This window comes from Anabaena sp. CCY 0017 (assembly GCF_963920885.1).
In the GTDB taxonomy this organism is placed as follows: Bacteria; Cyanobacteriota; Cyanobacteriia; order Cyanobacteriales; family Nostocaceae; genus Nodularia.
In genome coordinates this window covers 220,502-240,656 of sequence record NZ_CAWUDG010000003.1, presented here as the reverse complement: position 1 = coordinate 240,656, position 20,155 = coordinate 220,502, and the positions used below count along the sequence as shown (strand labels likewise).

Annotated in this window: 17 protein-coding genes, 1 tRNA gene and 1 pseudogene; 11 read left to right on the top strand and 8 right to left on the bottom strand. The window is 41.3% G+C overall.

The window, feature by feature from the left end:
• Positions 1-284: 284 nt before the first annotated feature.
• The 5 genes from ACM0OW_RS05545 to ACM0OW_RS05525 form a co-directional block, all read right to left on the bottom strand.
• Positions 285-3,188 (bottom strand): response regulator, encoded by a 2,904-nt coding sequence (locus tag ACM0OW_RS05545; protein ID WP_414549040.1) that lies wholly within the window; start codon positions 3,186-3,188, stop codon positions 285-287.
• A 147-nt stretch (positions 3,189-3,335) separates the two neighbouring features.
• A complete protein-coding gene (locus tag ACM0OW_RS05540) occupies positions 3,336-5,573 on the bottom strand; it encodes a methyl-accepting chemotaxis protein (protein ID WP_414549039.1) in 2,238 nt (745 codons plus the stop codon).
• Positions 5,574-5,631: 58 nt separating this feature from the next.
• On the bottom strand, positions 5,632-6,129 hold the full coding sequence (locus tag ACM0OW_RS05535) for a chemotaxis protein CheW (protein WP_414549038.1): 498 nt from the start codon (positions 6,127-6,129) through the stop codon (positions 5,632-5,634).
• Between the two features lie 4 nt (positions 6,130-6,133).
• Positions 6,134-6,511 carry a response regulator transcription factor gene (locus ACM0OW_RS05530; protein WP_414549037.1) on the bottom strand — a complete coding sequence of 126 codons (378 nt, stop codon included), beginning with the start codon at positions 6,509-6,511 and terminating at the stop codon, positions 6,134-6,136.
• 132 nt (positions 6,512-6,643) lie between these two features.
• A complete protein-coding gene (locus ACM0OW_RS05525) occupies positions 6,644-7,711 on the bottom strand; it encodes a response regulator (RefSeq protein ID WP_414549036.1) in 1,068 nt (355 codons plus the stop codon).
• 790 nt (positions 7,712-8,501) lie between these two features.
• Here ACM0OW_RS05525 and ACM0OW_RS05520 point away from each other — a divergent pair.
• Both ACM0OW_RS05520 and ACM0OW_RS05515 read left to right on the top strand, forming a co-directional pair.
• Positions 8,502-8,807 (top strand): annotated as a pseudogene (locus tag ACM0OW_RS05520) (type I restriction endonuclease); the annotation flags it as partial.
• Positions 8,808-8,885: 78 nt separating this feature from the next.
• Complete coding sequence (locus ACM0OW_RS05515; RefSeq protein WP_414549184.1) at positions 8,886-9,155, top strand: N-6 DNA methylase; 270 nt, start codon at positions 8,886-8,888, stop codon at positions 9,153-9,155.
• Positions 9,156-9,414: 259 nt separating this feature from the next.
• Here the strand turns inward: ACM0OW_RS05515 and ACM0OW_RS05510 are convergent.
• A tRNA-Leu gene (locus ACM0OW_RS05510) sits at positions 9,415-9,496 on the bottom strand.
• Positions 9,497-9,575: 79 nt separating this feature from the next.
• Entirely contained in the window at positions 9,576-10,763 is a 1,188-nt protein-coding gene (gene alr / locus ACM0OW_RS05505; protein ID WP_414549035.1) for an alanine racemase, read from the bottom strand.
• Between the two features lie 480 nt (positions 10,764-11,243).
• Between alr and ACM0OW_RS05500 the strand changes: the two genes are divergently transcribed.
• The 5 genes from ACM0OW_RS05500 to ACM0OW_RS05480 all read left to right on the top strand — a co-directional run bounded on the left by ACM0OW_RS05500 (position 11,244) and on the right by ACM0OW_RS05480 (position 16,695).
• Entirely contained in the window at positions 11,244-11,741 is a 498-nt protein-coding gene (locus ACM0OW_RS05500) for an HNH endonuclease (RefSeq protein WP_089092309.1), read from the top strand.
• A gap of 782 nt (positions 11,742-12,523) precedes the next feature.
• Positions 12,524-13,810: a DHH family phosphoesterase gene (locus ACM0OW_RS05495; protein ID WP_414549034.1), complete on the top strand. Its 1,287-nt coding sequence runs from the start codon at positions 12,524-12,526 to the stop codon at positions 13,808-13,810.
• 359 nt (positions 13,811-14,169) lie between these two features.
• Complete coding sequence (locus tag ACM0OW_RS05490) at positions 14,170-14,640, top strand: DUF29 domain-containing protein (RefSeq protein WP_414549033.1); 471 nt, start codon at positions 14,170-14,172, stop codon at positions 14,638-14,640.
• A gap of 308 nt (positions 14,641-14,948) precedes the next feature.
• Entirely contained in the window at positions 14,949-15,446 is a 498-nt protein-coding gene (sixA, locus tag ACM0OW_RS05485; protein WP_414549032.1) for a phosphohistidine phosphatase SixA, read from the top strand.
• Positions 15,447-15,558: 112 nt separating this feature from the next.
• Positions 15,559-16,695 (top strand): citrate synthase, encoded by a 1,137-nt coding sequence (locus tag ACM0OW_RS05480; protein ID WP_414549031.1) that lies wholly within the window; start codon positions 15,559-15,561, stop codon positions 16,693-16,695.
• Between the two features lie 24 nt (positions 16,696-16,719).
• Here the strand turns inward: ACM0OW_RS05480 and ACM0OW_RS05475 are convergent, their stop codons facing one another.
• Positions 16,720-16,896, bottom strand: coding sequence for a hypothetical protein (locus tag ACM0OW_RS05475; protein ID WP_414549030.1), 177 nt, complete (start codon positions 16,894-16,896; stop codon positions 16,720-16,722).
• 308 nt (positions 16,897-17,204) lie between these two features.
• Here ACM0OW_RS05475 and nuoH point away from each other — a divergent pair, with 308 nt between their 5' ends.
• The 4 genes from nuoH (at position 17,205) to nuoK (ending at position 20,155) form a co-directional block, all read left to right on the top strand.
• Complete coding sequence (gene nuoH / locus ACM0OW_RS05470; protein WP_414549029.1) at positions 17,205-18,323, top strand: NADH-quinone oxidoreductase subunit NuoH; 1,119 nt, start codon at positions 17,205-17,207, stop codon at positions 18,321-18,323.
• 79 nt (positions 18,324-18,402) lie between these two features.
• On the top strand, positions 18,403-18,996 hold the full coding sequence (ndhI, locus tag ACM0OW_RS05465) for an NAD(P)H-quinone oxidoreductase subunit I (RefSeq protein WP_414549028.1): 594 nt from the start codon (positions 18,403-18,405) through the stop codon (positions 18,994-18,996).
• A 156-nt stretch (positions 18,997-19,152) separates the two neighbouring features.
• On the top strand, positions 19,153-19,767 hold the full coding sequence (locus ACM0OW_RS05460; protein ID WP_414549027.1) for an NADH-quinone oxidoreductase subunit J: 615 nt from the start codon (positions 19,153-19,155) through the stop codon (positions 19,765-19,767).
• Positions 19,768-19,849: 82 nt separating this feature from the next.
• Positions 19,850-20,155, top strand: a complete 306-nt coding sequence (gene nuoK, locus ACM0OW_RS05455) for an NADH-quinone oxidoreductase subunit NuoK (RefSeq protein ID WP_006199065.1) — start codon at positions 19,850-19,852, stop codon at positions 20,153-20,155.

Here is a 20,155-nt window from a genome sequence, read left to right as displayed (position 1 = left end):
GTCCTAACCCAGCAATTCTCATTTTAAGGTTTCATGACATTGAAACCCTTGCAAAAAGAGGGGTTTACAATTCGCAACAAATCTGGGGAGTGCTGAAACAGCGAAAACTCGTTTCAAAATGAGAATTGCTGGTCCTAACCACATTGGCGGTTGCTATAAAAAAAAGATCCCCGACTTCTTAAAGAAGTCGGGGATCTGAGCCTTGTGATTTTCACAAATAGAATTACTATATATAAGAATTAGCTAGTATTTTATTTTTCCCCTAGTCTCCCATAGCTTTCTAGTTAATTAGAAGTTGCTGTTTCAGAAATATTGCCAATAATTTCTTCCAGGGTGTTTAATAATTCTTGCTCATTGTAAGGTTTAGAAAAATACGCCTGCGCTCCTAATTGCATAGCTAATTGGCGGTGTTTATTACTACTACGAGAAGTTAGCATAGCCACTGGGATATTTTTCATTTCCATGCTGGAATTCATGCGACCTAAGAAGCCATATCCATCCAGGCGAGGCATTTCAATATCACAAATTACAGCTTCAACCTTTAAACCACTTTCCAATTTTTCTAAGGCATCTTGACCGTCCTTCGCTTGTTCTACTTGATATCCTCCTTTTTCGAGAGTTAGGGCTAAAAATCGGCGCACGTTAATTGAGTCATCGATGATTAAAATTGTGCCTTTGTCATTGGCTGGGGCTGCTGATATTTTATTATTATCAAAGGACAGAAAGGGCGTTTTTAACCTGACTGATGGGATTTGATTATTTTTAGAAGTAGGCTGATTGGTCGCAATCCAATAGAGTAAGTCGTTGGTATTAACTAATGCTAATACTCGACCATCTCCCAAAATGGTGCAGTTACTAAAACCTGGGGGTAGAAATATATTACCCTCAACTTGACGGATGGCTACTTCTTGTTCACCCCAGCAACGGTCTACTTGGATGGCGACTTGCTGATTATTACCTTTAACTATTAAGACACTGCTAGCATCTATGGCTGGGCGAGTTTCGAGTTCTGGGTTATCGTAGCGCGGACAATTAAACTGGAAGTAGCGACCAAGGCGAATCAATGGTAGTGTAGCACCTTGCCAATTAATGACTTCGCTATCCGCCATTGATGATACTTGCTCATGTGGCAGTAAAAATATTTCGGAAATGATTTCTGTGGGAAATGCCAATAACATTTTATTGCTTTCTACTAGCAGAACTCGCGCTACGGAAAGTGTAAATGGTACTGACAAAGTAAAGGTTGTGCCAACTCCTAACTCAGTGTCAACTGTAATATCTCCACGCACTGATTTGAGGTTATTACGCACTATATCCATGCCGACACCTCGACCAGATAAGGCTGTTACTTGGTCGGAAGTGGTAAATCCTGGTTCAAAAATTATTGATAATAGGTCTTCTTCGCTAGCATTAGCGACTAAAGCATCATCTAAACCCATCGCTACGGCACGGGAGCGAATTTTTTCTAAGGAAATACCCCGACCATCATCACGCATAGTAATAATTGTGCGATTGCTGCGATGACTAGCTGTAATTTCAATTAATCCTTGTTCTGGTTTACCTAATTCGCGGCGAGTATTAGGGTCTTCGATACCATGATCAAAGGCATTTCTTAATAAGTGCATTATCGGCTCATTTAAAGCTTCTAAAATGCTGCGTTCAATTAAAGTCTTTCCACCTTCAACTTGCAAATGAACATTTTTGCCATACTCAACGTTTAAATCACGCAAAGCTCTAGGAAAACGCTCGACTAAATCGGATAATGGCCGCATCCGAATTTGAGTAATTTTTGTTTGTAATTGTTTGGATGTTTTATTCAGTTTCCGCGCTATTTGGTCTGTATCGTCAACGCTTAATTGAATATCTGTGGCAACTTCCTGTACTTGAATAATGGTTTCCATAACTTCCTGCGATCGCAGGTTTAATTTATTATGGCGCTCCTTTGTTAAGGTATCAGCTTCTGGTATATCTTCTACGTTATTTGATTCTATTGATAGCTGGCTAGTTTTATTGGTGATTTTATCGTATGCTGTACGTAATTCATGGTTTTCTCGGTCGAGGGTTTGCACTCGCTGATTGAGACTACGCACGAGTTTACGTAATTTTTCTAGTTGAGAATTTAACCCATTACGCTGGACGGTCATTTCCCCGAATAAATCATTAATTTGCTCAAGTTGCTTACTCGGAACTCGCACCGTATTTTCTGAAATATCCGGTTCTCGGCTAACAGTAATTTGCTCATCTGTGTGGTCGATAAAATTCTCATCTGTAGTGGTAATTTCTGGATAAACTACCGCACTTTCTTCGGGAATATTTACAGATGTTAAATCTTCTGTAGCTTCTGCCTCTTCAATAAATTCTGTGATGGACTCTGCTGTGGGCTGTGGCGGTTCGGGGCTATAATTTACTACTGGTTCTAGTTCCAGTTGTGTGGGTAAACTATCTCGTTGATTTGTTAATATTAGCGCTTGCGATCGCCTCCATAATTCTAATGCTAACTGAGCGACTTCGGGAATGCGATCGCTAGTAACAGTGCTGATATGATGCCCGATAGATTCACAAAGACTCGTAAAGGCTGGTAATTGCAGCATTTCACCCAAACCGCCCAATTCAGCCGCCATAATGGCTACTTCTTCTTGTAGACAAGGCTGGGCGCTATCTGCTAAAACTGACTCTAGACGCTGCAAACATCCTTCTACTTCGGTTTCAAACAGCATGGGGACAATATCTTGTCCATCCTCTGGCGATAACATCGTAGAAGCATCTTCAGGGGTGGGTTCACCCAAGCGATCGCGCAGTTCGTCAAATACGGGGTAACAAAAGCTACTTAGCCACTGTTCTTCTATTTCATTTCCTTGTGATACCGATTCGACTATCTGCCGTAACCAGTCAACTCCAGACAGTAGTAAACTGGGTAATTCAGGATCGATACTGCGAGAATTTTTGCGGGTTTTTAAGACTTTAAAAGAATCTTCTAGACGGTGAGCTAAATCACTCAGCGTCCGAAATCCCATCATCCCAGCACCGCCTTTGATAGAATGAGTCGCTCGCAGTGCAGCGTTAATTCTATCAACATCAATGCGATGGTTGGTGTCAATTTCCAGCAACACCGCTTCCAAAACATTCAGGTAATCTCTCGCTTCTTCCAGAAACTGCATCCGGATTTCTAGTTCTTTATCCTTTGACATAGTTTTTTATTTAGTCATTAGTCATTAGTTATTGGTCATTAGTTAAGCATTTTCCAGCCATAAATTGTTCTGGTCTTCCTTAACTAAGGTGATTAATTGCAAGTTCCTGATTACTCGTTAGTAGCTAATAAAGTACGCATAATTTGCTTAACTAACCTTGAAAGTTTCCATAGTTTCTTGTAACTGCTGGGAAATCTCTACAGTTTGATGCAAAGATTTAGAAACCACAGTTGAAGAATCACTGGTACGTTGTGAAATAGCAGCGATATCTTGCATCAATTCACTAACAGCTTGGGATGTTTGTAACTGAGATGCCGTTGCAGTGGAAATCGACTGGACTAAGAAATCTATTTGTTGCGATACGTCCAAAATTTGACTCAGGCTTTGCTTCGCCTCTTCGACAATTTCAGTACCTTCAACTACTTGAGAAGTTCCTATTTCCATAGCTTGCACGACTTCGCTGGTTTCCCGTTGAATATTCTCGACAATCTGCTCAATTTCTTGGGTAGCTGAAGCACTACGGATGGCTAATTCCCCCACTTCTTCCGCAACCACAGCAAAACCTTGTCCTTCTTCACCAGCACGGGCGGCTTCAATCCCGGCATTGATGGCGAGTAAGTTGGTTTGGGTGGCGATTTGGTTAATTAAGGACACCACACGCGAAATTTGTTGAGAGGATTCTCCCAGGCGTTTGACTTTCTTGGCAGTGTCACCTACAGTTTCCCGTAAACCCAGAATATTCTGTACTGTCAAATCCATTGCTTGTCCACTCTTCGTAGCCGTATTGGCAGCACTATTGGCAATATTTGCGGCTTTTTGGGCGTTTTCTGCGACTATTTTCATGAAATCGGTCATTTGGTCAACAGCATCCAGGGTGCGGTTAATTTCAGCCGCTTGGGTAATTGCGTCCTCTGCGAGTTTGCTGATTGCTGTTTCGTTCGCACCAATGGCGTGATTTACTTGGGTAGCAGCTTGTTTTACTTGGGTGACAATATCCCTGAGACTTTCGACTATGGAATTAAAAAAGTCGGCTACAGTGCCAATTTCCCCAGCCGTCACATCTGCGCGTACTGTTAAGTCACCTCTAGCAGCACCTTCTACTTGACTGAGTAGTTCTAGGAGTTGCATTTGCAGGGTTTGATCAGAACCTTGTTCCCCAGGACGAATGATTTTTAGTTGTTTAGTTAAAACCTGTAATTGGACAGCTATTTGGTTAAAATTATCACCGATTGTTTTTAACTCACCTGGATTTGCTGTTTCCCAACGAGTATCGAGTTCACCTTGAGCTAACTTTGATAAAGCGGTAGCGGCATTTAAAATTGGTTTTGTACTCAGCTTGGCTATCCACAGGGCGATCGCACCCGCAACTAATGCTAATAGTATTGTGCTGATAGCTATTGTTTGTAATAGTTGTTTTTGAGGTGCAAAGGCAATGGCTGCATCTGTAATCAAAAGTGATTGCCAGTTTAAATCAGGTAAGCCGTCTAATTTGCCTAATGGAACATAACTGATTAACTCTGATTTTTGATTAATAGTGTTAATTGCTGTAAAACTATCGGTTTCATTGTCTGTTTTCAGTTTAGCTAAACCGGGATATTCTGCACCTAATAATTCTGTTTGTGGACTAAGAAAAACCTTTCCTGAACTATCGAGCAAATAATATTGACTACCATTAGCTGTATAGTTCTGCGTCGCTGCTGCTAAAGATTCTACAGGCATATTAGCGCTAACTACAGCGATGGTTTGACCTGTAACTGCATTTTTAATGGGTGCAGTAATATTAATTACTGATTTTTCTGGCTGACTAATTACAGGCGCATCTTTGAGGATAATCTCCTGAAATTTCTGGGCATCCTTGGTATTATTTAGAGGTGCGCCCGTTGATTGCACAATTAAATTTTGGGCAGGATCAAAGATGGTAATACTGTTATAAGCTTTATGAGTATTGACAAAGCTATTTAAAAAAACTTGCTGGTCAGCAGTAGTTGTAGTGGGATTTGTAAACAACGGTGATTTAGAGATGATTTGAATATCTTCATATCGCCCTAACATCAAGCGGTTAACCTGCTCTGTTAATCTGGTAGCTGTCGCCGCATGAGATTGCTTAGTTTGTTGCGTCAGCGATTTATGAGCCAAACCATAAGCGATCGCACCTATGGCCAATGTTGGTAAAGTAGTGATAGCGATCGCTACAATGGCCGCTTTTTTTCCTAAACTGATTCCTTGAATATCTCTCACCACATAATTCCGATGATAATGATTAGCCGTTTCTGAATTATCCTGACTGGGCAGTTCTACCTGAGCATCAGTAACTTGTTTGGATTCAATAAAAGATGTCCGATTTTCAGGGTTACTACTTTTATCCGTGTTAGTCCGATTAAACATATTTTGATTTTATTGAATAGATAAATAAGCAAACTAACAATCGACTGTTATTAGCTATTCAATCACTTTTTAAAATCGGAGATTTTACCATGAATTGTGCATCTAGAACCAACAATGTTTCTGATTCTTTGACAATACATCCCCGCAAATAAGGCACTAAACTAGATGTTACTTGCCCTACAGGAGATTGAATATCATCAGGCATGAATTTAGTTATACCCTTAATCTCGTGAACAACCAAACCTAAAAGCAGTGATTCTACCTTAATTACGATGATATTATATTGCTTTAATCTCTGCTCAAAAGATTCTAAATTAAGCATTCGGGGTAGGTCAATCGCCCAAATTATGCGACTCCGCCAATTCATCAATCCTAATATACAAGGCAGCATATTTGGCATGGAAGTGACAGACTCAACTGGCAAACTGACTGCTTCTTGCGTATAATCCATTGATACAATAGCAGTAGTCTGTTTGTTTAATTTAAATTTGAGATAGCTATTTCCCAAATGGTTTTCACTTGGTTGTTTATTAACTAATATCCTAGAATTATTCATGAATTTAAAGCACCACTGATTTTATAGCACGCAATAGCTGTTCACGTGTATATGGCTTAGTCAGATAGACATCAGCACCTTGTTTCATTGCCCATAATCGATCAATTTCTTGATTTTTAGAACTGCAAATAACTATTGGGACTTTTTGAGTCATCGGATTTTTTTTGAGGGAACGGCACAACTCAAATCCACTCATTCCTGGCATCACTACATCAGTTACAATTGCGTCTGGCTGTTCTGATAAAACTTTTTCTAAAGCTTCTTTGGCACTAGCTGCCTTGATGACGTTGCAACCACTGTCTTTCAGATAATAGCTCATCAGTTCCAACTCACTGGGTGAATCTTCTACAATCAAAATTTTGCCAACCAAGGTAAGACTCATACTTTAATCTCCTGAAAACATACATTGTCTATTAAGAAACTTAATTTTTGGCGTTGCCAAATCTGAATATAAAATGCCATAATTAAGTTAACTTTTCAGCACTACCTGCTTTTCCGGCTGGACATGAATAAATTAATCAAGATATTTAAATACCATTTTGAGTAAATCCGGTTGTGTAAACGGTTTAGTCAAATACCCGGATGCCCTGACCATTTTTGCTTTAGCTCTGTCGATAAATCCGGTTCTACCTGTCACCATAATAATGGGGATATTCTTAAAAGCTGAATGCCTCCGTAACAAAGAACACAATTCGTAGCCGTCTAAATTGGGCATTTCCACATCTAGTAAAATTAAGTCTGGTTTACTACGCAGAATTTGCATTAATGCCTTGACAGGATCGTTGATTGTGACAACTGAAAATGTATTACCATCTAAAAAAAGTTTAATGGAATTCAGTACTGTTTGACTATCATCAATACAGGCAATTGTATAGAGACTTTTTTTGACCCCCGGCTGAGAGTTGTTGTGTTTGCTGTTTTCACCAGCCTCCAAAGTGTTGGGTTGAGAAATTTGTTGTTGGTTGGGAAATTGGGGCTGAGTTTGAGGCGACTTTGTGGGAGGTAAAACTGGGGAAGCCTGACCCGTGTTCACTCGTGACTGGAGATTGGAACGATTTCGTAACTGCTTTTGACAGTATTCAACTAGTAGCCGCAAGTCTAAATGGCAAAACTTGGGTAATTCATCCCAGGAACTTTCAGGAGAAAATTCATAATTACCTTCTTTTAAAATGAGAAATGTTTCTAGAACTTCTTTGGCTAATTCATATATCAGGGTTTCCGCTTGGGTGGGTGTGATATGCTTCTGATTTACCAACCAGCAAATTGCTTGATAATCGGCATAAGGCATAGACTGATGTTCATTTTTCGGTTCAAACATCAGGCGCATTTGTACGCGAGTGGCGCTGTTCAGAGTCGGAATTCCTTGACTCAAACGTTGTAACTGATGATCAAGACGCTCAAACAGTCTATCTGAATAAGAGGCGTAAGTCAGTTTGCCGTCCTCTATGTTAATTGACCAAGAAGCCGTTTTAGTAAATACGCGTAAGCAACCAGTAGCATGGCGGCTAGTTAGTTGTGCTAAGAGAGACAAGGGATGTAGTTTCTGGGTTAACCAGTAGCCACTTAGAGGGGTCGTACTCATTTTACTTTTATTTCTTCAGCTCAATTTATACAATAGCTGCGCCACAATTCCCCATAAATTTTAATTCATAACTGGTTGTAGTATCAAATACAAAACTTTTACAGTGGGACTTGTGGGTAAACTTAATGGAACCAGGGTTTTGTCCGATAATCAAATCTCGTGAATTAGTCAGATCAGGTAATTTTACTTTCTGATGCCGAGATTGGCAGATATATTTAGCAAATCAGCCCAAAAAAAATCAATAGCAAAGAAAGCCACTGATTTTGAAGTGCTAGCTATGTAAATATTACTGCTAAATTGACAGAATTAAACTGAAGTTTTCTCTGTATTTTCACTTAAATATAATCGAACGGGCGAATCTGAGATGATTGATTTAGTAAAATTAAGAAAAATTTAGATAAATTAACCATAAAACTTAGCTCCACTTCGTTTCAACGCAATTATCTATATGATGCCCACTTTGGGACGTAATCTTAAATAATGGGGTTAAATATGGGCAAAATCTTTTAAAGGTGCGATCGCCTATCTTCCCTGATTATCTCTGCTAACTAGACCATTAGCCAGCAAATCCCTATCCATAAACAACTTTGTGGCTTTACCCCCAGCTTTAACCCAGAAAATGATTCTGTATATTTTGAAATCGTCAAAAAAGCTATAGCCGATAGCTTTGGCTCAATTACATCCCCAGGAAAATTAAATAGGCTGTAGCATTCCTCTGTATTTAAAGTTAACTTGTCGTGCTGTATGTAATAATACTATGTATCTTTGCTAACTCTAGGTTGACCCTTTTATGTCAGAAGAAATTGACAAAAAATCTCTGAGTGAACGTGATATTTGTACAAAGTATATTACACCGGCGCTAGTTAATCGGGGCTGGAATATTAACACTCAGATACGTGAGGAAGTGACTCTGACAAAAGGTAGGGTGATTGTGAGGGGTAGGCTTACCAGTCGAGGTGAACAAAAACGCGCAGATTATGTACTGTATCACAAACCTGGAGTGCCACTAGCTGTAATTGAAGCTAAAGATAATAACTACAGTGTCAGCGCTGGAATGCAACAGGCGATCGCCACTGGTAAACTCATAGACGTACCGTGAATGACTATCAAGTGTACGAACAGGATATGATATCTCTTCTAGGTTAATCGTGCTAATTAGTGATCTCTCTCATTTATTATTATTGTCTTTGATCCTGCTTGCGGTACTGCGGATTTTTCAACTGCAACAATTGATTATATTCGCCAACATTTCCAAAGTGCTGATGTTCCAGAAATTTTGCAACGCACTATTCGCGGAACCGAGAAAAAACCTTTACCTTATAATCTGTGCAACACGAATTTAATTTTACATGGTATTGATGTTCCAGTAGCAGACAAACAATCCGTCCAAATGGTAATATCTGTAGGGGCGGGTTTACCAATATTATCGTTTATATTTGAATAGACAACGTAGGGGCGGATTTACCAATATTATCGTTTATATTTGAATAGACAATGTAGGGGCGGGTTTACCAATATTATCGTTTATATATAAAAATATTTATGAACCCGCCCCTACATTACGGGAAATAAAATGAAAATAGATACATTTTTTCAGAATTTTGAATTGTTGACAGATGCGCCACGCAACACAGATTTTAAATTAATATGCAAAATTAAACCCCCAGGCGTTGTGTCCTGGAGGTTAATCATAATTTGAGAAGTGCGGATGAAAGGACTTGAACCTTCACTCCTTTCGGAACTAGAACCTAAATCTAGCGCGTCTGCCAATTTCGCCACATCCGCATCAGTTTTCAATAGTAACACAGAAAATCTGTAATGGGAAGAGAAAAGGGAAAAATAAATTTCCCCATGCCCAATTCACCTACATTACCGCCACACGAGGCAAACGATGCTTAAAGCCGCAGAGAATTTCCCAAGAAATAGTATTTAATTTTTCTGCCCAATCGTTAGCTGATATTTGTTCTCTACCTTGTTCGCCCAGTAAGGTGACTATTTCCCCTTCCTGTAAATCTGGAATAGCACTAACATCCAGCATCAACTGATCCATAGTAATTGTCCCAACTTGTGGCACGCGCTGACCACGAATTAAAACTTGCATTTTCTGGGAAAGATTACGCGGAACCCCATCAGCGTAACCGATACCTACCACAGCCAGGCGCATTTCTTGGGGTGCAATAAATTGTTGACCGTAACTCACCCTAGTACCGGCGGCTATGGTTTTGACTTGAGTAACTCGCGTCTTCAGTTGCAAAACAGGCTTGAGGTTAACTACATTTTGTAAATGAGCCGCAGGATAAAGTCCGTAAATAGCTAAACCTGCGCGTACAATGTCGTAATGTAAGGCGCGATTGGTGAGAGTGGCGGCAGAGTTGGCTAAATGCAAGCATGGTGGATTGATGCCTGTGCTTTTAATTTGTGCGATCGCCTGCTCAAATCGTCTATGCTGTTCTTGCATGAAAGTGGTATCCAGGTCATCTGCTGTTGCCAAGTGGGAATAAATGCTGGCAATTTCAAGATGAGGTAAATTCTGGACTAACTGCACAAACTCCACAGCGTCTTTCCAGTTCGTTCCCAACCGAGACATTCCCGTATCTAACTTAATGTGTACGGGTAGCAGAGAACCATCATTGATAGTTTCTAAAGTATTGGAAAAAATGAAAGCTTGTTTGGGACTGCACACAGTTGGCTGAAGTTTCCAGTGAGCGATCGCTTGAATTTGCTCTGGCGTGTAGGTTGCACCTAAAATCAAAATGGGAGCTTTTATACCCGCTTCCCGTAATTGAATCCCTTCTGGAACTGTAGCGACTCCCAGCCAACCTGCTCCCGATTGTACTGCTGTTTGAGCCACTGTCACTGCGCCATGTCCATAAGCATCAGCTTTTACCACTGCCATTAACTGGGTATTTGGCGATAAAAATCTAACTAATTGCTGGATATTATGCGATAACGCCCCTAAATCAATTTCTACCCAAGCTCGTTGCGAGAACCAAGCATAAGTATCACGCTCCTGACTATCAGCAAAAGTCGGGGTTTGGTTACGACTTAACATTGCACTTCACTCCTATCACACCATTGCAAAGCTTCCAGATTATTTAATTATTCTGGTTTGCTACCCTCAAAGCCATATCAATTTAATCAGGAAAGTTTACACTTGATCCGGGAGTTCACACAAGATACTCGACAGTTTTTGACAAGCTCTTAATTATTTTATCGTAGTTCTTCCTTATCAAGTTCATCGTAACAAATTTTCAATCAATAGTCAACCCCCAAACCCTCCTCTATTGCAGTTTTAGAAGCAATGATTTTGAGAATTTTGGCGTTTTTTATATTCCCAGAATATCCTTGTCGCTGATTGTGCTGTAACAGTTAAGCGGTAAAATAAACAGCAAACGCAGAGGTGAAAAGTTAATTTTTTGGGAAATCTTGATCCTGTAAACAAATTGTGACGAAAGTATAAATTAATTTCATCTCCCCACAAGGGTAGATTAGTGTTAAAATATGTAAAACTAATAACCTCGAGCGCTAACCAATGGGGAAGGTTTTAGTCCTAAACGCGTCTTACGAACCGCTCAACATCACCAGTTGGCGGCGGGCTGCGATTCTGCTGATTAAAGGCAAAGCAGAACGCATAGAGCATAACGGCAAATTTCTTTATTCAGATTTCCCGTTACCGACTGTAATCCGGTTGCGTCATTATGTGCGCGTACCGTACAAAGAAATTCCTCTCACTCGCCGAAATATCTTGCACCGTGACAGTCACTCTTGTCAATACTGCGGTTATACCGGTGATGAGTTGACATTAGACCATGTTATACCGCGATCGCGCCGAGGGGGTGATACCTGGGAAAACATTGTTACTGCTTGCGTCCGTTGCAACGTCAAAAAAGGCAATCGTACACCCTACGAAGCCCATATGCCTTTGCGTCATCCTCCACGCCAACCTTATAGTAGCCTTTATTTTGAGGTGAGCAAACATCTTAAGAGTGGACTGCATAACGAGTGGCAAAAATATGTCATTGGTCTTTGACGCTGAAGGCGTAATTTTGAAAAGCCAAAGAAATCATCACCTGTGATAGGTGTCATATTTTTGCGCTTGTCCAAACAGCCCTGTATGAGCCAGAGGTAATCTTGATCTTGTTGATCGTGAAAGCCAATATCTGGCTTTCATCAATTTATTTCCAGATCATCCCGGATGTTTTCGCACATCTGGCAGAGTACGATGGCAAATTATTTAGCCAAACGATAGACAAGCATCCTATCTTAGCTCAAAATATTGTAAAATAACTAAGTCAGTGGGAAATATTCCCGTAAAATCAGGAATATGATCAAAGCTCTTACTGATATTTTAAATACTAAGTAACTTTAGTTAAAAGCCATACAATTTTGGATTGACTCCACAGATAAATCTAGGGGCGGGAAAATTTTAGATTGACCCTTCTCTGCAAGATATTACGCGGTAAGCGCAGCTATGCGGCGGAGGGCTTGACGACTAATTTCATCGTCAACGCTGAAATTAGTCGAGATATTGAAGATTTTCGATTGATTTCATCGGTAATCTGGGGGCTTGTACCACTAAAGAAATATTGGTCATATTTGAAACTAGAAATCTTGGTCTTCACTTTCTACAGGCAATTTTGGGGATTTGAGCAGATTGCTCATTAATTTAATTGACAGAAAATAGACCCATATAAGTATGCCAAAAACGCCATATTTTTGCGAAGATCAGAATGTGTCTCAAAATCAGTTCTATATTGTTCTTAGTATTTTTATACACATCAACGGAGGCTCACACTTATCAAGATGTCCCCTATGCAATTGAATTCTTCCTTGAAGCAATCAGAAAGTTTTTTATTAACCACAGAATCTAGCCCAGATGATGCTGATACAGATCAAGAAACTGTGGAAATTCCACTCAGCAGTCCATTATTGCCATCATCTAATGGCGGTGGAAAAAATGGTAAATATGTAGGTCAACGGGGAAACTCTGTGGCTTTTCAGAAATCTGAAGAACTGCAAAAGACCCTGTTAGCACACCGACATGAGAGACATCTGGTAATTTTACAAGATTTCCCCGACCCTGACGCGTTATCTTGCGCTTGGACTTATCAGTTAATTGTGCAGCAATATGATATCAAATGCGAAATTATTTATGCTGGTACACTGAGTCATCAAGAAAATATTGCTCTAGTGAAGCTGACTGGATTACCCGCCCAGCGCTGGACATCGCAAGTACTCAAAAGTAAAGACTTGTCAACTTACCAAGGTTGCATCTTAATTGATAACCAGGGAACCACAAGTCAATTAATGACAGCAATACAACAGGCAGGAATCCCCATAATTGCCGTCATTGACCATCATACTTTACAGGCGGAACACAAGTCAGAATTTGTTGACGTTCGTCCTGATGTGCGAGCAACTTCCACAATTTTTACTCAGTATTTGCAATCAGGTTTACTAGCCTTAGATAGCAGCATCAGCCAACACGTCAAATGTGCTACTGCTTTGATGCATGGGTTGCGGTCAGATACCAATCGACTAATGCAAGCCCAAGAAGAAGATTTCATGGCAGCTGCTTATTTGAGCCGATTTTATGATGCTCAACTGCTGAACGCCATTTTACAGGCAAATCGTTCTAAGCGGGTAATGGATGTGATCGAGCGATCGCTCAAAAACCGCATCGTGCAGAATAACTTTTCCATTGCTGGTGTAGGTTATATCCGCTACGAAGACCGAGATGCGATTCCCCAAGCTGCTGATTTTCTGGTGACAGAAGAAAACGTTCACACCGCAGTAGTTTACGGTATTGTTCACGACGAAGACGAGTTAGAAGTAATCATTGGTTCTCTTCGCACAGCTAAACTCACCCTTGACCCTGATGAGTTTATCAAAGAAGCCTTTGGACAAGATAACACAGGCCGATTCTTTGGCGGTGGACGTACAGGGGCTGGTGGCTTTGAAATTCCGATGGGTTTCTTGTCTGGTAATAACGAAAATTCCACCTACGCCAAAATGAAATGGGAAGTCTATGATTCTCAAATCAAGCAAAAGCTACTCAAGTTGGTAAATCCTAAAGACGACCCAATTCAGTCTGAGTAGGCGTTGCATTCTCAGTACAAGGAATTCTAGGCAGAATCTGTTCCAGAAAACCTGAAGAAAATATTTATTCAGTAGGGGTTTAACATTGGTCAACCCCTACTCGTCTGACTTTTCACGGCATCTGGAAAACGCCATTTTGAGCTTTTCTCAAACCATCATTTTTACGTTAGCCATTTTCATTAACTTAGAGCTATTGATAATTAGCCTGTGGAAAAAGTCACGTGGTTTCGCGGTTTGAGGACTTCCCGTGAAAAGTCAGCTACTCGTGGACTGAATTTTTAACTAAAAAATTCATAGCTTGGCAATAAATTCTTAACTAAAAAACAGTATCTAGATTTTGATTACGAAGAAAAAACGCCATGAAAACTATACACCCGCAAATGTTACGAAGCTTGTATGAGCAAGATTTTTATGCTTGGGTAGAGCAGACCGCAGAGCTTTTAAAATCGCAGCACTGGGACATCTTAGATTTAGAAAACTTAATTGAGGAAGTAGTGGACTTGGGAAAAAGTCAGCAAAGGGCGTTGCAGAGTTCATTGCGGTTAGTATTATCGCATTTGCTCAAGTGGAAGCATCAACCCAAACTGCGTAGCCATAGTTGGCAAGTGACCATTACTCGTGAGCGACTGAATTTAGATGAACTATTAGCAGAAAGTCCTAGTTTGCGCCGTTTTTTAAGTGATGTAGAGTGGATAAATGCCACTTATCAAAGAGCGCGTCGAGAAGCAATGGTAGAAACAACTTTATCAGGGGAAAACTTTCCGATGGTCTGTCCCTTTGGTGTCGATGAAATTTTAGACTTAGATTTTTATCCTAGTGTTGAAGAATAATTTTAATTTGATTCGATGAGTCAGCTTTCAGCAATCACTTCGTGCAAAATAAGTTTTTATTGTAAGTTGGTTCACAAACCGTGTAAATATACGGTAACTAGGGAAAATCAATGCTCAAAGTCGCATGACTAACTTATACCAATCTAATGTGAAGTTGCATATAATCAGGAGCCTGAAAACCTTGTTAATTTAAGAATTATTCTGTGCAGCTTCATATAAAAATGGTATTAACCGTCATTTACACTGAATATTCTAAATTATTAAAGATTTAAACCTATTATCATACTAATAACAGCATTCAAAAAAATATGGAATTATACTTAATTCGTCATGGTATAGCTGAAGAGAAGCAACCAGACATTAAAAAAGATGAAGAGCGATCGCTTACTAAAGAAGGACGACAAAAAACCGAAAAAGTTGCCCAGAGAATTAAAAAATTAGGTTTACAGTTTGAGATAATTGTCACCAGTCCCTTAGTCCGCGCCCGCCAAACGGCTGAAATACTGATCGCAAATGAACTCAGTAGCCAATTGGAAGAATCTCCCCATCTTGCCCCTAATGGTAATATCTCTAGTTGGCTAAAATACTGGTTAGAACCCAAAAATTATGCACAAAACACGCAAATTGCCCTAGTAGGACATGAACCCGATTTAAGCAATTGGGCAGAAAATCTACTTTGGGGAGAAATCAAGAACAGTTTAGTCTTGAAAAAAGCAGGTATGATCGGGATAAAACTACCAGAAATAGGTTCACCTCTGGGTCGTAGTCAAATGTTTTGGTTGACACCACCCAAGTACCTGCTGTAACAGCTTTTCAACATTTTTGCCAAAAGTGTTGTGACATCAGCTACTGTTATAGCGACAAGAATTTCTGGTAAGTTAGCGTGAACAGATATCTCAAAAAGTAAATGGTGTTGCCATGATGGTGTGCGAATACAAGCCTGGTTTAGAAGGCATTCCCGCCGCCCAATCGAGTATTAGTCATGTTGATGGGCAGAAGGGAATTCTAGAATATCGTGGCATCCGGATTGAGGAATTAGCAGAAAAAAGTTCATTTCTGGAAACTGCTTATCTCTTAATCTGGGGCGAACTGCCAACAAAAGAAGAATTAGACGCGTTTGAGCATGAGGTTCGCTACCACAGGCGGATAAAATACCGCATTCGGGACATGATGAAATGCTTTCCAGAAAGCGGTCACCCGATGGATGCTCTGCAAGCCTCTGCTGCGGCATTAGGCTTGTTTTATTCGCGCCGGGACTTACACAACCCTGCTTACATTCGGGATGCCGTAGTGCGCCTGTTAGCCACTATTCCCACAATGGTAGCGGCATTTCAGTTAATGCGAAAAGGCAACGACCCCGTAAGGCCTCGCGATGACTTAGGCTACGCCGCCAATTTTCTCTATATGCTCAACGAGCAAGAACCAGATCCGTTGGCAGCCAAAATTTTTGACATCTGCTTGATCCTGCACGTCGAGCATACAATGAATGCCTCTACATTCAGTGCCAGGGTAACAGCTTCTACGTTAACTGACCCCTACGCTGTGGTTGCTAGTGCGGTAGGAACCCTAGGCGGTCCCCTGCACGGTGGAGCCAACGAAGAAGTGATTCAGATGTTGGAAGCAATTGGCACAGTCGAAAACGTGCGTCCTTATGTAGAAAACTTGCTACAACGCAAAGCCAAGATCATGGGCTTTGGACACCGTGTGTATAAAGTCAAAGATCCACGAGCTACGGTCTTACAAAACTTAGCAGAACAATTGTTTGCCAAGTTTGGGCATGACAAATATTATGACATTGCCCTAGAAATGGAAAAAGTTGTGGCAGAAAAACTGCCAGGCAAAGGGGTTTATCCCAATGTTGACTTTTATTCTGGTTTGGTGTATAGGAAAATGGGAATTCCCACAGACCTATTTACACCAATATTTGCGATCGCACGTGTTGCAGGTTGGCTAGCTCACTGGAAAGAACAACTAGCAGAAAACCGCATATTTCGACCTACCCAGATTTACAACGGTAAGCATGAGGTTACTTATCTCCCCATCGACCAACGTTAACTGGTAGCTTGATTATTAGTGAGACTAAACCGTTGCCATCATGTCGGCGGAGGCTTTGTCTTGCTTGGGGAGGCGGAGGTGGCGGATCTGGGAACAGAAGTAAGGGGCAAATATGCCCGCTAATGACCAAGAACGGGTAGGAGCATGAATAGGGGCGGGTATGGCTACACCACGCCAGCTATCACAGATATCCCACATCATTAACGGGGATATTCGTAAACCCGCTCCTACTTAAACTTGTGTGCCTGCCCCATCTCCCCATCTCGCCAAGCAAAAGAAATCCCAATGCTGACCATAAGTAGAAGTTCTTGTATAGCTTCAGGGGCTGAAAACCACCAGACGATATACTAGGCATGGGAATTGGCAAAAATCTATGGCTACGTCACGCAAGCTATCAATCAAGCGTCTTCATCACAGCATAAAAGGATGAAGGATGAAGGAGGCGAATTTTATACTTTATAATTTCACACTTCAAACTTCAGACTTCAGTTGACTTAAAGAGCAGAAACATGAACTCAGGAATTGACCTCCAAGGAACGTTTATTAAATCCGTCATGGATTTAGGGATACCAGCAGGGACAGCCAAAGCCTTATGGATGCCCTTGCCAATGATACTGATGCTCATTGGAGCAACAGTGGGGGTACTAGTCTGTGTTTGGTTAGAACGGAAGATTTCCGCGTCAGTACAGCAGCGCATTGGCCCAGAATTTATTGGACCTTTTGGCTTACTAGCTCCAGTCGCCGATGGTTTGAAGCTGGTATTTAAAGAAGACATCGTACCAGCAAAAGCTGATGCTTGGCTATTTACCATTGGCCCCATTTTAGTCGTACTGCCAGTATTTCTGTCCTATTTGATTGTCCCCTTTGGACAGAATATTGTGATTACAAACGTGGGCATGGGAATATTCCTGTGGATTGCGTTTTCTAGCATTGCTCCCATTGGGTTGTTAATGGCTGGTTACGCATCAAATAACAAATATTCCCTCATAGGTGGCTTACGAGCTGCTGCTCAGTCTATTAGCTACGAAATTCCCCTATCGTTAAGCGTGTTAGCCGTCGTCATGATGTCTAACAGTCTCAGCACCATTGATATTGTTAACCAGCAATCTGGCTATGGTATCCTCGGCTGGAACATTTGGCGGCAACCAGTAGGTTTCCTAATTTTTTGGATCGCCGCCCTGGCTGAATGCGAACGCTTACCCTTTGACCTACCCGAAGCGGAAGAAGAAATCGTAGCTGGTTATCAGACCGAATACTCTGGGATGAAATTCGCGCTGTTTTACCTCAGTTCTTATGTCAACCTAGTGCTTTCTGCCCTATTGGTAGCAGTTTTATACCTGGGTGGTTGGGATTTTCCCATTCCCGTTAGCGTCATAGCGAATTGGTTTGGAGTTAGCGAATTCAATCCAGTCTTGCAGGTAGCAACAGCTTCTTTGGGTATCGTCATGACCCTAATCAAAGCCTATTTGCTAGTGTTTATCGCCATCTTGTTACGTTGGACAGTACCACGGGTGCGGATTGACCAATTGCTAGATTTAGGATGGAAGTTTTTGTTGCCACTTGCTTTAGTTAATCTTCTAGTAACCGCAGCGCTGAAACTTGCCTTTCCTTTCGCCTTTGGTGGATAAACCTATTTGAGATTTTAGATTTAATCTAAAATCTCAAATCCAGAATCCAGAATTGAAAAGAGAGAGAAAAACACTAAAAATGCTAAAGTTCCTCAAACAAGTTGGTGATTACGCCAAAGAAGCAGTACAAGCCGGACGTTACATCGGACAAGGGTTAGCTGTAACCTTTGACCACATGCAGCGTCGCCCTGTCACCGTACAGTACCCTTACGAAAAACTGATTCCTGGCGAACGGTTTCGCGGCCGGATTCACTTTGAGTTTGATAAATGTATCGCCTGTGAAGTCTGTGTTCGGGTTTGTCCGATTAATCTGCCTGTAGTAGATTGGGAATTTGAGAAAGCCAACAAAAAGAAAAACCTCAAACACTACAGCATTGACTTTGGAGTTTGTATCTTTTGCGGTAACTGTGTGGAATACTGCCCAACTAACTGTCTATCAATGACAGAAGAGTATGAGCTATCCACTTATGATCGCCATGAATTGAACTATGACAACGTAGCCCTAGGTCGTCTGCCTTACAAAGTCACAAATGACCCAATGGTTACGCCACTGCGCGAACTAGCTTACTTGCCCAAGGGTGTCATGGAACCTCACGACCTGCCTGCTGATGCGCCTCGTGCTGGTTCTCGTCCAGAAGACCTGCTAGAACAAACAGAAAAAACGAATGCCTAGCGCCGCAAGGCGGAAGTCAAAAGTCAAAAGTCAAAACTTTACATAATCGGCTTTTGATTGATTTGAAGTCTAAATTCCGCCTGACGGTGCTAGTGGGTAATCGTTAGTACCGATTACCAGTTACCATTTATTGGAAATCAAAAAGGATCGGAAACAGTGAATCTAGCCGAAGGAGTACAGTTTGTTGCGTTAGGCATACTAGGCGTGATGATGATTGGAGCAGCTTTAGGAGTAGTGCTGTTCTCTAACGTTGTCTATTCTGCCTTTATGCTGGGGGGCGTGTTTATCAGCATGGCGGGAATCTACCTGTTGCTGAATGGTGACTTTGTAGCAGCCGCACAGGTGCTGGTTTATGTTGGGGCGGTTAACGTGCTAATTTTGTTTGCCATTATGTTGGTGAACAAGCGGGAAGATTTTGCGCCATTTCCCAGTGCGGGGCTACGGAAAGTCCTAACAGGGGTAGTGAGTTTGGGATTATTTGGTCTGTTGAGTGTGATGGTCTTGGGGACTCCTTGGGCATATTCAACACCTGCGGCTGTCGCTCCCGAAAGTTCTATAGTTGTGATTGGTGAACATTTCTTCACTGACTTTTTACTGCCTTTTGAACTGGCTTCAATATTGTTGCTAATAGCGATGGTGGGAGCGATTATTTTGGCACGTCGCGAGTATTTGCCTGAATCACCAGCACCATCAGATTTGCCACAAACTGTTTTGACTTTGCCAGAACGCCCCAGAGACTTAGTATCGGCGGGTAGCGAAACCAAAGAGTAAAATTTGCGAATCATATCGCCAGTAAAAAGCCAGATTCTTTATGGCTACGCCATGTAAGCTAACAGAAGGGATACGATAATCCATGCAACTCCAGTACTTTTTATTACTAGCCGCAGCTTTGTTTTGTATTGGCATTTACGGTTTAATTACCAGTCGTAATGCCGTGCGCGTGTTGATGTCAATTGAGTTATTGCTGAATGCTGTTAACCTGAATTTAATGGCATTTTCCAACTTTCTCGATTCAACTTTAATTAAGGGTCAGGTATTCACCGTGTTTGTGATTACCGTGGCAGCTGCTGAAGCGGCGGTGGGTTTAGCCATTGTGCTGGCCATTTATCGCAACCGCGATACCGTCGATATGGAGCAGTTTAATCTCCTGAAGTGGTAA

Bases quoted from the DNA above. Each gene is read 5' to 3' on its own strand.
- ACM0OW_RS05480 (WP_414549031.1), top strand. From the start codon at position 15,559: ATGATGGTGTGCGAATACAAGCCTGGTTTAGAAGGCATTCCCGCCGCC.
- alr (WP_414549035.1), bottom strand. From the start codon at position 10,763: ATGTTAAGTCGTAACCAAACCCCGACTTTTGCTGATAGTCAGGAGCGT.
- ACM0OW_RS05540 (WP_414549039.1), bottom strand. From the start codon at position 5,573: ATGTTTAATCGGACTAACACGGATAAAAGTAGTAACCCTGAAAATCGG.
- nuoH (WP_414549029.1), top strand. From the start codon at position 17,205: ATGAACTCAGGAATTGACCTCCAAGGAACGTTTATTAAATCCGTCATG.
- ACM0OW_RS05535 (WP_414549038.1), bottom strand. From the start codon at position 6,129: ATGAATAATTCTAGGATATTAGTTAATAAACAACCAAGTGAAAACCAT.
- ACM0OW_RS05490 (WP_414549033.1), top strand. From the start codon at position 14,170: ATGAAAACTATACACCCGCAAATGTTACGAAGCTTGTATGAGCAAGAT.
- ACM0OW_RS05495 (WP_414549034.1), top strand. From the start codon at position 12,524: ATGCAATTGAATTCTTCCTTGAAGCAATCAGAAAGTTTTTTATTAACC.
- ACM0OW_RS05475 (WP_414549030.1), bottom strand. From the start codon at position 16,896: ATGATGTGGGATATCTGTGATAGCTGGCGTGGTGTAGCCATACCCGCC.
- ACM0OW_RS05545 (WP_414549040.1), bottom strand. From the start codon at position 3,188: ATGTCAAAGGATAAAGAACTAGAAATCCGGATGCAGTTTCTGGAAGAA.
- sixA (WP_414549032.1), top strand. From the start codon at position 14,949: ATGGAATTATACTTAATTCGTCATGGTATAGCTGAAGAGAAGCAACCA.
- ACM0OW_RS05530 (WP_414549037.1), bottom strand. From the start codon at position 6,511: ATGAGTCTTACCTTGGTTGGCAAAATTTTGATTGTAGAAGATTCACCC.
- ACM0OW_RS05525 (WP_414549036.1), bottom strand. From the start codon at position 7,711: ATGAGTACGACCCCTCTAAGTGGCTACTGGTTAACCCAGAAACTACAT.
- nuoK (WP_006199065.1), top strand. From the start codon at position 19,850: ATGCAACTCCAGTACTTTTTATTACTAGCCGCAGCTTTGTTTTGTATT.
- ndhI (WP_414549028.1), top strand. From the start codon at position 18,403: ATGCTAAAGTTCCTCAAACAAGTTGGTGATTACGCCAAAGAAGCAGTA.
- ACM0OW_RS05500 (WP_089092309.1), top strand. From the start codon at position 11,244: ATGGGGAAGGTTTTAGTCCTAAACGCGTCTTACGAACCGCTCAACATC.